A 13,184-nucleotide genomic window follows, 5' to 3' on the forward strand; every position below is an offset into this window, starting at 1 on the left:
GCCTCTGAGGTCGCCGAGCCGGCGCAGGGCGAGGAGCGAAGGCATGCGGCAAAGGCGAACATCGGCGGACAGCCGGGCCGGCCGCTCCCCGGCAAAACCATTCCCATTTCCCATGGTTGCGAACATTCAAATTGCCGGCGACAGGGCAAGTATTCACCCACTCTTTCGCTGGCCCCATATCAAAGAAATCAGCGGCATTTATCGGGAACCTTTCTTGCGGATCAAAACAACAGCAAAGAGAGGGAATGAACGTAACAAAACCCCGTGAGACCGAGGGGTGGGGAGACTGATCAGCACTCACTCGCGCCGTGTCCGCATCTGGATGGCAAACGATGGCAACTTTCCGTGAGCGAGGAGAGCCTGACTGTCACCAAGCGAAGAAGCAAAGGGGGAATCCGAGTGGCGAACATCCGGCGTCGCACAGCACTGCGGCTGGTCACAGGGGCATCGCTCGCCGCGCTCGGCGGGCTCGCCATCACCGCGCAACCCGCCCAAGCCCTGCAACACCTGTGGGGAACCTGTACGCGGTGCAGGATCCTCTGGTTCACCGGGAACGGCACCCGGGGCGGCTGCCCGGCGGGCGACATCCTCGACGGCGGACACCACTACCTCGGGCTCGACTGGATGGTGAAGACCGTCGAAGACGGCGGAGCCGGGCAACCCGGCTGGCGGTGGTGCGGGCTCTGTCAGGCGCTCTGGTTCGAGGGCAACGGTGGCGATCCGGGCGCGTGCCCCTCCGCTTACGGCGGCAACCCCGGACATCTCCCCTTCACGCGTCCGGTGGCGGGCCAGCCGGGAACATCGTCGGCGCACTACGTCCTGGAGGACCTCACCAACAGAGACCGGCCCGGCGGTTTCTCCGGCTGGCGCTTCTGCGGCAAATGCAACGGGCTCTGGGACGCCGTCAATAACAGCCTGTACACGAACAACGTCTGCCCGAGCGACCACCAGCCGCACAGCCTCTGGGGGAGCGGCAACTACGTCCTGCGCCGCTTCGGCAGCACACGATGATCCGTGGCCGTCGAACCACCGCCCGCGGAGGCGATCAGCCGGAAGGGAAACACACATCGTGTTCGATGCCGGCCTTCACGATGAACTGCTGCGACGCATGCAAAGTGACCAGGAGGTACGCCTGAGCCTGCCCAAGGACGGACCCGTGCCGGATGACCTGATGGAGAAATGGCGGAGCGTGGACGACGACAACACGACGTACCTCAAGCAGGTGGTCGACGAGTACGGCTGGCCGGGTCATGACCTGGTCGGAGAGGAAGGCGCGCACGCAGCCTGGCTCCTGGCGCAGCATGCCGATCACGACCCGGACTTCCAGCGGCGGTGTTTGGCGCTCCTGCGGGACGCCGTGGACCGGGGCCAAGCGGCGCCGGGTGACCTCGCGTACCTGGTCGATCGTGTTCGGGTCAACGAGGAACGGCCGCAGGTGTACGGCACGCAGTACCACGCCCCTGACGGCGTTTTCCAGCCGCGGCCGATCGAAGATCGTGAGCGGCTTGACGAGCGCCGCGCCGGGGCTGGGCTGGGACCGCACGCCGATTACGACAGCTCCATGAGGCAGCAGTACGGGTGAGAACCTGGACCTGTTCGCCGGCCTGAGAATGGCGGGCTGTGGACGTCAGAACAGCTCCTCCTGGTCACCTGTCGGCGTGGGCGGCTTCTTGGGCGGGAGACCGGCGGTGGCCTCCAGACGGTGCAGAGTTCGCCATCCGGCTTGCCGGCCGTCGGCCAGGAGACGGCGAAACAGCTGCGCGGTCGCTTCCACGTCGGGCATCGCGCGATGCCGGTTGATCGGCCGCGGGATGTGCAGGTACCGCAGCAGCGTGTCGAGGTTGTGCGAGCTCAGCTCCGGATAGAGGGCGCGTGCCAGCCGTACGGTGTCCAGCAGCGGGGTCGCGGCCAGGACGGGGCAGTGGGGTCGCTGGCGGGCGATCAGCCCTGCTTCGGTGGGCGCGTGCTGAGCGACGAGCCGATACGGTGGCGCGTCCAAGAGCGTGTCCAGCCGGGCCATGACCTCGTCGGGCTGGTCGGCGCCGGCCAGTAGGTGAAGGGTCAGTCCGGTCTGGCGGGTGTCGAAGGCGGTGACGGGCACGTCGGGCGGCGGTGCCATCAGGGCCTCGAATCGCCAGAGCTCCGCCAGGTCGCCGTTCTTGACGGTGAGCGCCAGCGCGGCCACTTCGACCGGGACGGCGGGCCGGCCGGCCGGGGTCAGTGCCTCGAAGTCGATTACGACATAGGTGTGTCTGGACACATCGGGGTCGTCGAGGAGTTCGCCGGCGGGTGAGGCTGCGTGGGGTGGCTGCCCGGTGGGTTCCATGTGGTCGCCTCTCGATGGATGATCTCGGCGCGGGCGCGCAGGTCCTGTTTCGGTGTCGGTGCGGCAGCGGTACGGCCGGCATGCTCGGCGGTGGACACGCGGACCGGCCTCATCTCCTGGCAGGCCGGGCGTGGCCCGAAGGTGCCGACGCTGTTGTGGCATCCCAGCTTGGTGCAGGTGGGTGGCGAATGCCTGGGGTTCGGGCAACGTGCTCTGCCAGATGGTGCTGTGGCCGTTGGGTTCGTCGCCGTCGGCCGGGACGATACGGAGCAGGCCGGGCGTTTCGCCACGGAGGCCTGCCAGGAGCGCGGCTTGGGTGCGACGGTGGGCGAGCGCGGCGTTGAACGCGGGCAGGTTGTGGCGAGCGCAGCGTTGGAGCGGGCAGGGTGTGGCGGGCGAGCGCAGCGTTGGACGCGGGCAGGGTGGGGTGGGCGAGCGCGGCCGACAGATCAGGCAGCCGGTAGTTGCGGCCCAGCCGGGTGAGCGCGGGCGTGCCCGTAGCGGGCAGCGCCCGGTGCGTGCGGTAGTCGGCGATAGGAGCGCGGTTGGTGGCCGAGGCCGGTTCGTGCGGGCTCAGGCGGCGAGGTCAGGCATCTCCCAGGCGCACTCGGCCGCCGTACGCGGACAGCAGGGTGTCGTTGTGTGCGTCGCCCCCGGGGGTGTTGGCGGACTTGTAGACGGGCGGCGCCTGCCCGGCGGCCAGGAACCGGCCCACCACGTCGGCGACCAGGAGCTGGGCGATCAGGACGCCGGTCAAGTTCGACACGGGACAGATGGCGCCGCCACCGGGCAACGGAAGGGCCGCGTCCCCGTACGGTGCGCCATTGTCGATGACCACATCGGCCAGCCCGGCCAGCCGCTCCCGCCCACGGGGGACGCGTCCGGCACCGGCATCGAGCCGCTCACGCGTGGCCGCCTCGGCTGTGTGTGCCCTTGAGGTGATCGCGATCAGCGGGTGCCCGCGTTCGCTCGCCAGACGGGCCATCTCGACGATCGTCGCGTTGCCGCCGGAGTTCGAGATGATCACGAAGACGTCGTTGGGCCCGATGTCGGCCAGCTCCCAGATGCGCAGGGCCAGTCCCGGTTCCCGTTCGATCTTCGGGTCGAGGATGTCCTGCGGCGAGGCGTCGCCGTAGTAGGCGAGGTCGCGGATGCCCAGTTGGTTCGCGGGCACCAGCCCACCGGCCCGCCCGACCAGCTCCAGCGCGACCGCCCTGGAGTGCCCCGTGCCGAACGCCTGCACCACCCCGCCAGCCCGCAACCCGTCGTAGACCAGGCGCCCGGCCCGCCCGATCGCCTCCCGCTCCCCGTCGAGCACCCGCTCGACGGCCGCCCTGGCGACGTCCGCGTACCCGCTCTGGCCGATCACATGTCCTCCCGCAGTTCGATCACATGTCCTCCAGCAGTTGGCGCGCGACCCCGGCCAGCGCCTCGGCGCTGCCCGGAGCCACCTGGCTCACCAGCACTTCGTACTCAGCCCGTTCGTACGCCTCAGCGGTCGGCAGATAGCCGGGATACCCGTTGACGTATCCCAGCACCATGACCGGTCCCCCTGGGACGATGCTCTCCGCCACGGCGAGGAACGGCTCGCCGGGCAGCCCCACCACGGACAACTCCCCGAGCCGGGCGGCGTGCACCCGCACACCGATCGGGCCTTCCCGCCCGCTGCGGTCCGGCCGCGCCTGAACCCCCTCCAGCCTGCTGCGGGCAAGCCGGACAGCGACCGGATCGCCACTGGCTTCGGCCGCGCGTAGATCAGCGGCCAGCGCGGCCGGATCCATGGCCCGATCCACGGGCACGGAGTCGCGGCTCTCGTCGAGCCGTACCGGGGCGAGCTCCAGTCGCCGTGCCGCCCACGTGATTTCGGAGTCCGCTGACCAGGCGCGGGTCGGGGGCTCTCGCAGCAGTTCCAGGCAGCGGTCGGCGACTATCGCGGCGAGGCGGTCCAGTTCGGCCGCGTCCTGGCCGCGGCGGGTGTGGCGGGTGCTGATGTCGCCCGCCGCGCCGGTGGCGACCAATGTCCACACGTCCGGACCGAGCCTCGCGCTCAGCGCCCGTCGTACGGCACCGACCAGGTCGGCGCTGACCAGACGGCTGGCGGCGGGCAGCACCGTGGGATGAACGGGCAGCACCACCAGCACACCGGCGAGCTGTCCATCCTCGTTCGCGGCATTGCGGTCGGTGAGCTGCCCCTCCTCATCAGCGCTGTGGCGGACGGCGATCACGGTGAGCGGGACCACTGCCGGTGCGGACGGTCGGCTGCGGTCCGCGCCGACGCCGTGCAGCTCGCCGTGGTGTGCCTCCCCGTCGCACGGGCGCTCGCACTCGATCGCCTGCTGTATGGCCGCGGCCACCGCCTCGGTGAGGCGGTCGAGCCATGGGGCGGGTGTCGGTCCTCCGCCAGGTACACAGCCGGTCTCCGGTCCCGAGTGGGTGTGGCTGGCCGCCAGCCACAGCTCGCAGCCGAGCGAGCGGGCGTCCGATCTGACTCGGTGGGCCAGGTCCTCGTTCACGCAGATGACGTCGGCGATTGCCAGCGCGAAGCGGCGTTCGCCGTCGAACCAGGTGATCGCGTTCACCGACAGCGGGTCCAGCAAACCCGCTGACGGGCCGGGGCGGTCGAGGTAGCCGCCCATGGGGGTGCCGTCGGGAACGGGGAGGTTCGCACTGCCGTGGCCTACTCTCATCGCCGCACCGTTCTGATCATCGTTCCGTAGGGTCCCGGTTCTTCGGTGGCGGCCAGCAGGGCGGCGCCCGCGAGGCTGTCGCCGGCGGGTGGCTGGAGGCGGGCCCGGGGTAGGAGGCCGGTCAGTTCCGCCTCGAATCCGGCCCGCAGCGCCGGGTCGCGTAGCAACCGGCCGGTCCACGCCACGGGAACCGCCGCATCGCCGGCGAAGGCACGGGCGGCCGCCGCCGCCGTGGCCGCCAGCTCGCGGGCCGCCTCGTCGACGATGGCGCGCGCCGTGTCATCGCGGGCTGTGTCGCCATGGGCCGTGTCGCCATGGGTCAGGTCACACGCCAGTTCGTCACACGCCAGTTCGTCACAGGCCAGGTCGCGGACCATGTCGCCACGCGCCAGTTCGAGTACGTGTACCGCGAACCCCGCCACCTGCGCCACGCCATCCGGTGCCAGGTAGAGCCGGGCAGGCAACCCGGCCAGGTCCCCGAACACGTCGCGGGCCCGCTGGGTGAGCGGGCCGCTCGGGGATCGGCCGTCGAAGCCCCGGGCGGCCGCCTCCAGCCCGCGCCGCCCGATCCAGTAGCCGCCGCCCGCGTCGCCGTACAGGAAACCCCACCCGTCCACCTGCCGGACGACGGCCGGGCGGGCACCGGAACCGCCGGCGGTGCTCACGCCCAGGGCGATCGCGCCCGTGCCCGCCGCCAGCACGACGCCCGGCCCGCCCGAGAACGCGCCCGCGTGCGAGGTGACGACATCCGTGGTGATCATCACCCGGCGGGCCGTCCCGAGCAGCCGGGTGGCCAGTTCTTCCGGGGCGTCGAGGAGGGTGGTGAGGCCGAGGCAGACGGTGTCGAGGTCGCCCCAGCCGTCGCCGATCCGTGACAGCACCGCCTCCACCGGCGAGCCCTCGGCATAGGACAGGCCGGGCCGCTCGTACACCTCCCGGATCCGGCCGCCGGTCGCGAAGCCGAGGCGCAGGCCCGTCTGGCCGCCGTCGATCGCCAGGTCCATACGCCCTCCAACAAGAGCATCACGAGCCGGGCCGGAGCCCGGCCCTTCGGTATTCGGTCGGGGAACACCCGACATGCCGCCGGAACGCGCCCCGCAGCGCCTTCGCGCTCAGGTAGCCAGTACGGGCGGCGATCACGTCGACGGGCAGCGGCGAGGTGGTCAGCAGGCGGCGCGCGTGCCGTAACCGCAGGCCGGTGAGGTGGCGCAGGAAGGTGGTGCGGCGCTCCTCGGCGAACAGGTGCGAGATGTAGAACGGGCTCGCGTTCACCGCCTCCGCCACCGTCGTCAGGCGCAGCCCGGGATCGGTGTAGTGCTCGGCCAGGTACGCCTCGGCCAGCGTGAGCACGTCCCGGCGCGGCGGCGGTGGCATCAGCCGGCCGAGCGCCTCGCGCAGCCAGATGTGCAGGTAGGAGCGCTCGTGGATGTCGCCGACCGAGACGATGTCCTCGATCGGCAGCCGGGCGCACGCCTCCACCCAGTCGGTCGAGCCGTCGGCCAGCCTGGACCGATTGGCCACGTCCACCACGAACAGCAGCTGCCCGATGAGCCAGTTGCGCAGCGTCCGGGGGTCCACGTCCCGCTCGCGGGCGCACCGGTCCACCCATCCCGCCAGCAGCCCGGCCGCGCCGTTGCGGTCGCCGGCCCGTACCCGCCGGGAGAGCTCCTGCTCGATGCGTACGGGCGGCGCGAGCGGCACCCGCGCGGGCGGCGGCGGGGCGATCACCCGGTCGCCGCCGAGCACGAGCTTGTAGTCGTTGGCCAGCCGGGCGTCGCGCTCGGCCGCCCCGCGGCCGTCGGGGCTCGGCGAGCCGAGACTGACGGTGGCGGTCCAGGCCGTCTCGCGCACCATGTGCGCGCGCACCTCCTCCGCCAGCGCCGCCGCGTCGCTCATCAGGGCGTCGGGGTCGGTTCCGGTCAGCAGGACGAGCCACTCCTCGGGCGGCTGCGGGCGGCAGGTGGCCCCGGGGCGGCCGTGAGTGGCCGCCCGTACCACCTGGTCGGCGTGCCGGAGCTGGCGGCGCGCCCACGACCTTCCCCGAGCCTGCTCGGACGCCATGTAGTCGTCGATGTCCACCAGTGCGGCCACAGCGTAGTCCATCCCCCTACTTTAGGCGGACCGAAATTTGACCGTATTTACCAGCGTGCCGACTCCTGCCACCGTCGCCCGCATGGTGTCGCCGTCCTTGAGCGGCGCGATTCCGGCCACGGTGCCGGTCGCGATCAGGTCTCCGGGCAGCAGCGTCATCCCGTCGGACAGGTCCTCGATCAGCCGGGGGAGGCCGAAGACCATCTGCTTGGTGTTCGCCCGCTGCCTGACCTCGCCGTCGACCTCCAGGACCAGCTCCAGCGCCTGCGGATCCGGCACCTCGTCCACCGTCGCCAGAAACGGGCCGACCGGGGCGAAGGTGTCGAACCCCTTCGACTGGTCCCAGGGGACGTTCCTGGCGATGTTCGCGAGTTGCAGGTCGCGGGCCGTCATGTCGTTGATCACGGTGTAGCCGGCCACGGCCTCCTGCCACCGTTCGGCGGGCAGGTCCCTGGTGACCTTGCCGATGACGACCGCCAGCTCCACCTCATGCTCCAGGTGGCGGGTACGGGCCGGCGCCACCACCGGCCGGTTGTGGCCGGTGAGCGCGGACGGCGGCTTGAAGAACAGCACCGGCTCGGGCGGCACCTCCATGCCGCTCTCCTCCGCGTGCGCCCGGTAGTTCAGGGCCAGACAGCAGATCTTCGTACAGGTGGCCACCGGCGGTTCGAAGAGCACCGCGCTCTGGTCCAGCAGGGGTCCCGCCGACCGCTCGGCCACCAGCTCGGTGAGCCGGTCGAGCCCGTGTACGGCCAGGGCGGCCACCGGGTCGTCGCCGAGGTCGGCCAGGCTGAGCAGGCCACCGCCGTCCGGGTGCAGGGCCACCAGCTCGACGGGGTCGGATGGGGTACGCCGAATACGTCCAAGGAACATGCCCGCAACCCCATCAAGGGCCCGCGACCACCACAAGCACCGAAATTTGCGCTGACAACCCGCTTCTTGCCCTCTTTCTTGTGGCCAGGCGACATTTCACCGTTTGATGGCCGACATGACCCGGACACTGGACGTCAGCCGCGACCTGTACACCACCGCCCAGCGTTACATCGCCGGCGGCGTCTCCAGCGACGCCCGCCGCATGGCGGGCGTTCCGCTCTACGTGGACCGGGCGGCGGGCGCGCGGCTCTGGGACGCCGACGGCAACACCTACCTCGACTACGTGCTCGGCCAGGGACCGGCGCTGCTCGGCCACTGCCCGGCCCCGGTGGTCGAGGCGGTCACCGCGCAGGTGGCCCGCGGCATCGTCTACTCCGCCCAGCACGCGGCGGAGGCCCGCGTGGCCGAACGGCTCTGCGCCATGGTGCCCTCGGCCGAGCGCGTCCGGTTCAACACGGTGGGCTCGGAGGCTGTGCACGCCGCCTGGCGGCTGGCCCGCGGCTTCACCGGCCGGCCCAAGATCCTCAAGTTCGAGGGGCACTACCACGGCTGGCTGGACCCGGTCCTCTACAGCGTGCACCCGCCCCTGGAGGCCGCCGGGCCCGCCGACCGCCCCGCCGCCGTCCCCGGCACGGCGGGCCAGCCCGAGGCCGCCGACCTGGTGGTCTGCCCGTGGAACGACCTCGGCGCCCTGTCCCGGCTGATGGACGAGCACGCGGGGCAGATCGCCGCCGTGGTCACCGAACCGGTGCTCTGCAACACCGGCGCCATCGAGCCCGACCCCGGCTACCTCCAGGGGGTCCGCGAACTGTGCGACAGTCACGGCAGCCTGCTCATCTTCGACGAGATCATCACCGGTTTCCGGCTCGCTCCCGGCGGCGCGCAGGAGTACCTCGGCGTCTCCCCGGACCTGTCGGTGTTCGGCAAGGCGATGGCGGGCGGGATGCAGGTGTCAGCGCTCGCCGGACGCGCCCGCGTGATGGACGCCATCTCCTCCGGCAAGGTCGCGCACGCCGGCACGTTCAACTCCCAGCCCATCGGCATCGCCGCCGCCGAGGCGACCCTGCGCATCCTCGACGAACAGCGGGACGAGGTGTACGGCACGCTGTACGCCCGCGGCCGGGAGCTGATGCGCGGCCTGGCGGAGGCGGCGGCCAAGGCGGGGGTCCCGATGCTGGTGGACGGGCCGGGGCCGGTCTTCCAGATCTACTTCACCGAGGCGCCCGCCGTGCGGAACTACCGCGACTTCGCGGCGACGGACCGGGCCATGATGGGCCGCCTGCACGCCGCGCTGCTCGACCAGGGGGTCAACATGGTGCCGCGCGGCCTGTGGTTCCTGTCGACCGCGCACACCGAGGCGGACGTCGCCGCCACCGTCGAGGCGTTCTCGGCGGCGCTGAGCTCGCTCTGATGACCGACCCTACGTACGCGTTCAACTCGTGTAGCCGCGGGCCGCGTAGTCGTAGCGGTCGTTGAAGCGCACGTATGCCTTCTTGCCCTCGAAAGGCTCGAAGGGGTCAGGCCGGGCGACCTTCTTGTCCTTGAGGAAGTAGTTGGCGCTGGGGCATTTACCGCGCGCCCAGAACGACGAGATCTTGTCCCGCCAGTAGCGGGTGAAGTTGAATTTCTTGCACTTCGCGGGGGATGCGCGCCACTTCGTCATCGCCCCGCGAAAGTTGCTGTGCTCGTACACGCAGTACCAGCCCGCCCCGCAGGATGCCTGGGTCGCCGACAGGACCAGGCGGACCGTGCCGTCCTCCCAGGAGATCTCGTTGGCGCTCAGCTTCGTTCCGCCGGGAATCGCGGCCAGGTAGGTGTCGATCCGGGCCGCTTGGGCTTGGGCCGGGGGTGCGGCGAATCCGCTGACGATTATCGCACCGGCACCGATGGCGATACCGGCCGTTCTCACTGCCTTCATCTCGACTCCCTCGATCGGTTGGGAAGAAGGTAGGCAGCGCGATGTTGAGCATGTGTTGAGTCGGTGTTGAGTCCCCTCTTGCGGATCTGCCGCGCTCGCGGCCATGCTCGATTTCCCAGTACGAGTCGATCTCGGGGGGCGCGGTGCACATGACGGTGACGGCGACGCCTCCGGTCCGGCGCAGGGAGTCGGTCTCCGGGCGGGTGCGTACGCTGGCCGGGCTGTCCCTGCTGACGCTGGCCCTGCTGCTGGCCGCGATCCTGGCCGGCGCGGCGAGTACGGGCTCCAGCCTGCGCACCACCGGGCACGACGCCGGGCCGCAGGTGCTCGCCACCGCGGGCCTGTACCGGCAGTTGTCGGAGATGGACGCGCTGGTGGCCGAGACCCTGCTGCTGGGCAGGGAGTACGGCCCGCAGCAGCAGGCCGACCTGACCAGCTATGACCAGCGGCGGCTGGAGATCTCCGAGAGCCTGCTCAGGGCCTACCGGCTGGCCCTGGACAACCCCGCCGAGCAGCGCACGGTCGAGTCGCTGATCGAGGGGCTCGGCCGCTACGAACGGCTGGCGGCCCAGTCCCGGCTGCTGGACACGCAGTCCGGGCACACCGCGGGACAGCCGCCCGACAACGTGGTCAAGGCCTATCAGCGGGCCACCGACCTCATGCACCGCGAACTGCTCCCGCAGGCCTACAACCTGACCCTGGAGACCGGGACGATCGTCAGGCGCGCGCACGCCGCCGAGCGCACGTCCACCTCGCTGGCCCGCTTCGCCGTCATCGTCACCGGGCTGCTCGCGCTGGCCTGCCTGCTGGGCCTGCAGGCCTATCTGACCCGCAGGTTCCGGCGGGTCTTCGCACCGGCCCTGGTGGTCGCCACCGTGCTCACCGCGGCCGGTCTGGTGACCGGTACGGCCCTGCTCAACCGGCAGGGCCAGGCGCTGGAGGAGGCCAAGCGCGGCGGGTTCGACTCGGTGCTCACCCTGACCAGAGCACGGGCGATCAGCAAGAGCATGTACGGGGACCAGAGCCGCTATCTGCTCGACCGCTTCCGCAAGGACACCTACGAACACAACTTCCTGGACAAGTCCCAGACGATCGCGGCCGTCGAGTCGACCAGCCTGCCCGACTACCAGAGCAAGCTGCACGCGAACTTCCAAGGACTGCTCGGCAGCCTGACGGGCCAGGACCGGCAGCGACTCTTCGCCGTCTACCAGAGGTTCCAGCAGGCCGACGGGCGGATGCGGACCATGCAGGCCGAGGCGGCGATCAAGTTCTGGGACGGCGAGCTCACCCAGATCTACGAGAGCTACGACAAGGTGCTGGAGGACCTGGTCCGGCGGCACGAGTCCGACTTCGAGCGCGCCATCGACAACGGCGACGGAGCCCTGGAGACGCTGTTGCGGTCGATCCCCGCCGGGCTGGCGGCCGGCGCCCTGCTCATCCTGGCCGGCGTCTGGCCACGACTCAGGGAGTACCGGTGAGAAAACTGCTGATCTGCCTGATCCTGCTGGTCAGCGCCTGCGGCGCCGCTCGGCCGGCCTCCCTCATGGACCACGACGAGGTGATCGTCGCCATCCGCTCCGACGTCCCGCTGATCAGTTTCAAGGGGGCGGACGGCTCGTACGACGGCTTCAACATCGACGTGGCCGAGGATCTCGTCTCCCGGCTGGGCAAGCGGATCCGCTGGCTGGAGATCAAGGCCGGCGACCAGCTCACCGTGCTCACGGACGGGCGGGCCGACCTGGTCTTCGCCCACATGTCGGTCACCCCGGAGCGGAAGAAGGTGATCGACTTCGCCGGACCGTACCACGTCGACTTCCAGGACATCGCGGTACGGCCGGCCGACAAGGGCGTCATCCGCGACGTCCGCGACCTGGAGGGCCGCAAGATCTGCTGGGTGCGCGGCACCAACATCGCCCAGCGGATCGTCGACGAGCGCCGGGTCAAGGCGATCGTCGTCCCGGCACCCGACTACAACGTCTGCCTGGAGATGATCAAGGACGGCAGGATCGACGCCATCTCCACCAACAGCCAGATCCTGGCCGGGCTGCTCACCAAGCCGGGCGTCGACCTGCACCTGGTCGGCGCGACCTTCAACGAGCAGCGCACGTCGATCGGCGTGCGCAAGGGCGACGTCGACGGTTGTGAGGAGCTCAACCGGGCCATCACCGAGATGTACCAGGACGGCACGGCGAACATGCTGCTGGACAAGTGGTTCGGCAAGTCCGGCATCGACCTGTCGGTGGTGGCGGTTCCGCAGTTCGAGGGCTGCTCCTAGGCGGGCGGCCGGGCGATCTCCGCGCTGAACCTGTCGACGAGCGTCTGCTTGGCGCGCCCGGCGACGCCCACGTCGTAGGAGACCAGCTTGACCGTCGCGGGGTCGGCCGCCTTGGAGTGCGCGGGCACCTTGGTGTTGGTGGGCAGGGCGTAGAACTTCGCCAGCGGCCCCAGCCGCTGGGACGCTCCACTCAGCGCCCAGTCGACGTACTTGCGCGCGCTGTCGGGGTTGTGGGCTCCGGCCAGCACCGCCACACCACCGAGCTCGTAACCGGTGCCCTCGGCGGGGAAGGTCACCTTCAGGTGCGGATAGCCCTGCTCCTGGGCGGCGACGCAGTCATGGGAGAAGACGACGCCGACCGCCGCCTCCCCCTTGGCCGCCTGCAGGGCGGCCGCGCTGCCGGAGGAGTTGTATCTGAGCACATTCGGGTGGAGTTTGCGCATATAGCCGAGCGCCGCGTCCTGGTCGCCGCCATTGAGCTGCACCTGCGTCCACAGGGCGGTGTAGGCGGTGCCCGAGGTGGCCGGGTGGGCGATGGCGACGCTGCCGCGCAGCCGTTCGTCCAGCAGATCCTGCCAGGAGCTGATCGGCTTCAGGCCGCGTTCGGCCAGCTTCTTGGTGTTGTTGCAGAAGGCCAGCACGCCGGCGTAGATCCCGCTCCAGGCGTTCTCCGGATCGGCCCACCCCTGCCGGATTTCAGCGGATTTTTCGGATTTGTACGGCTCAAGCAGGCCCTGACTCTTGGCGGCCACGTAGGCGTCGGCCGGACCGCCGTGCCAGACGTCGAACTCCTGCCGTGCCCTGGCCGCCTTGATCCGCTCCAGCGCCTCGCCACTCGACAGCCGGACGAACTCGGCCTCCACGCCGGTGGCATCGGAGAACCTCTTGACCATCATCGCGCACCATCGCTCGCTCGCGCCGCACGCGACCGTGATCTTGTCCCTCCTCGACGTCGAGCAACCCACGGCCATCAGGACCGCTACCAATGCGATGGCTAACGGCCTCATTGCCTCT

13 protein-coding genes are annotated in these 13,184 nt (G+C 70.5%); 5 read left to right on the plus strand and 8 right to left on the minus strand.

Features of this window, described 5'->3' with window-relative positions:
- The first annotated feature begins 399 nt into the window (after positions 1-399).
- Entirely contained in the window at positions 400-1,011 is a 612-nt protein-coding gene (locus tag KME78_RS51055) for a hypothetical protein (protein WP_219537266.1), read from the plus strand.
- A 58-nt stretch (positions 1,012-1,069) separates the two neighbouring features.
- Entirely contained in the window at positions 1,070-1,582 is a 513-nt protein-coding gene (locus KME78_RS51060; protein ID WP_308127441.1) for a DUF6624 domain-containing protein, read from the plus strand.
- 45 nt (positions 1,583-1,627) lie between these two features.
- Here the strand turns inward: KME78_RS51060 and KME78_RS51065 are convergent, their stop codons facing one another.
- From KME78_RS51065 to KME78_RS51090, 6 genes are all read right to left on the minus strand, one after another.
- Positions 1,628-2,326, minus strand: a complete 699-nt coding sequence (locus KME78_RS51065) for a 3'-5' exonuclease (protein ID WP_219537268.1) — start codon at positions 2,324-2,326, stop codon at positions 1,628-1,630.
- Between the two features lie 586 nt (positions 2,327-2,912).
- A complete protein-coding gene (locus tag KME78_RS51070; RefSeq protein WP_219537269.1) occupies positions 2,913-3,695 on the minus strand; it encodes a sugar isomerase domain-containing protein in 783 nt (260 codons plus the stop codon).
- 19 nt (positions 3,696-3,714) lie between these two features.
- Positions 3,715-5,013: a hypothetical protein gene (locus tag KME78_RS51075; protein ID WP_219537270.1), complete on the minus strand. Its 1,299-nt coding sequence runs from the start codon at positions 5,011-5,013 to the stop codon at positions 3,715-3,717.
- Positions 5,010-6,017, minus strand: a complete 1,008-nt coding sequence (locus KME78_RS51080; protein ID WP_219537271.1) for a BadF/BadG/BcrA/BcrD ATPase family protein — start codon at positions 6,015-6,017, stop codon at positions 5,010-5,012. The genes KME78_RS51075 and KME78_RS51080 overlap by 4 nt, the downstream gene beginning before the upstream one ends.
- A 19-nt stretch (positions 6,018-6,036) precedes the next feature.
- Positions 6,037-7,116 (minus strand): helix-turn-helix domain-containing protein, encoded by a 1,080-nt coding sequence (locus tag KME78_RS51085; RefSeq protein ID WP_219537272.1) that lies wholly within the window; start codon positions 7,114-7,116, stop codon positions 6,037-6,039.
- 9 nt (positions 7,117-7,125) lie between these two features.
- Complete coding sequence (locus KME78_RS51090; RefSeq protein WP_219537273.1) at positions 7,126-7,977, minus strand: fumarylacetoacetate hydrolase family protein; 852 nt, start codon at positions 7,975-7,977, stop codon at positions 7,126-7,128.
- A gap of 115 nt (positions 7,978-8,092) precedes the next feature.
- Here KME78_RS51090 and KME78_RS51095 point away from each other — a divergent pair, with 115 nt between their 5' ends.
- Positions 8,093-9,388, plus strand: a complete 1,296-nt coding sequence (locus KME78_RS51095) for an aspartate aminotransferase family protein (RefSeq protein WP_219537274.1) — start codon at positions 8,093-8,095, stop codon at positions 9,386-9,388.
- Positions 9,389-9,409: 21 nt separating this feature from the next.
- Here the strand turns inward: KME78_RS51095 and KME78_RS51100 are convergent, their stop codons facing one another.
- Positions 9,410-9,895, minus strand: a complete 486-nt coding sequence (locus tag KME78_RS51100; RefSeq protein WP_219537275.1) for a peptidase inhibitor family I36 protein — start codon at positions 9,893-9,895, stop codon at positions 9,410-9,412.
- 149 nt (positions 9,896-10,044) lie between these two features.
- Here KME78_RS51100 and KME78_RS51105 point away from each other — a divergent pair, with 149 nt between their 5' ends.
- On the plus strand, positions 10,045-11,373 hold the full coding sequence (locus KME78_RS51105) for a GlnX family signal transduction membrane protein (RefSeq protein WP_219537276.1): 1,329 nt from the start codon (positions 10,045-10,047) through the stop codon (positions 11,371-11,373).
- Complete coding sequence (locus tag KME78_RS51110; RefSeq protein WP_219537277.1) at positions 11,370-12,170, plus strand: substrate-binding periplasmic protein; 801 nt, start codon at positions 11,370-11,372, stop codon at positions 12,168-12,170. Before KME78_RS51105 ends, KME78_RS51110 begins: the two co-directional genes overlap by 4 nt.
- On the opposite strand, the gene KME78_RS51115 is transcribed toward KME78_RS51110, so the two are convergent.
- Positions 12,167-13,177, minus strand: coding sequence for an ABC transporter substrate-binding protein (locus KME78_RS51115; RefSeq protein ID WP_219537278.1), 1,011 nt, complete (start codon positions 13,175-13,177; stop codon positions 12,167-12,169). The genes KME78_RS51110 and KME78_RS51115 overlap by 4 nt on opposite strands.
- Positions 13,178-13,184 lie beyond the last annotated feature (7 nt).

This window comes from Nonomuraea guangzhouensis (assembly GCF_019396345.1).
Classification (GTDB): Bacteria; Actinomycetota; Actinomycetes; order Streptosporangiales; family Streptosporangiaceae; genus Nonomuraea; species Nonomuraea guangzhouensis.

Bases quoted from the DNA above. Each gene is read 5' to 3' on its own strand.
- KME78_RS51095 (WP_219537274.1), top strand. From the start codon at position 8,093: ATGACCCGGACACTGGACGTCAGCCGCGACCTGTACACCACCGCCCAG.
- KME78_RS51115 (WP_219537278.1), bottom strand. From the start codon at position 13,177: ATGAGGCCGTTAGCCATCGCATTGGTAGCGGTCCTGATGGCCGTGGGT.
- KME78_RS51085 (WP_219537272.1), bottom strand. From the start codon at position 7,116: ATGGACTACGCTGTGGCCGCACTGGTGGACATCGACGACTACATGGCG.
- KME78_RS51065 (WP_219537268.1), bottom strand. From the start codon at position 2,326: ATGGAACCCACCGGGCAGCCACCCCACGCAGCCTCACCCGCCGGCGAA.
- KME78_RS51090 (WP_219537273.1), bottom strand. From the start codon at position 7,977: ATGTTCCTTGGACGTATTCGGCGTACCCCATCCGACCCCGTCGAGCTG.
- KME78_RS51075 (WP_219537270.1), bottom strand. From the start codon at position 5,013: ATGAGAGTAGGCCACGGCAGTGCGAACCTCCCCGTTCCCGACGGCACC.
- KME78_RS51105 (WP_219537276.1), top strand. From the start codon at position 10,045: ATGACGGTGACGGCGACGCCTCCGGTCCGGCGCAGGGAGTCGGTCTCC.
- KME78_RS51080 (WP_219537271.1), bottom strand. From the start codon at position 6,017: ATGGACCTGGCGATCGACGGCGGCCAGACGGGCCTGCGCCTCGGCTTC.
- KME78_RS51100 (WP_219537275.1), bottom strand. From the start codon at position 9,895: ATGAAGGCAGTGAGAACGGCCGGTATCGCCATCGGTGCCGGTGCGATA.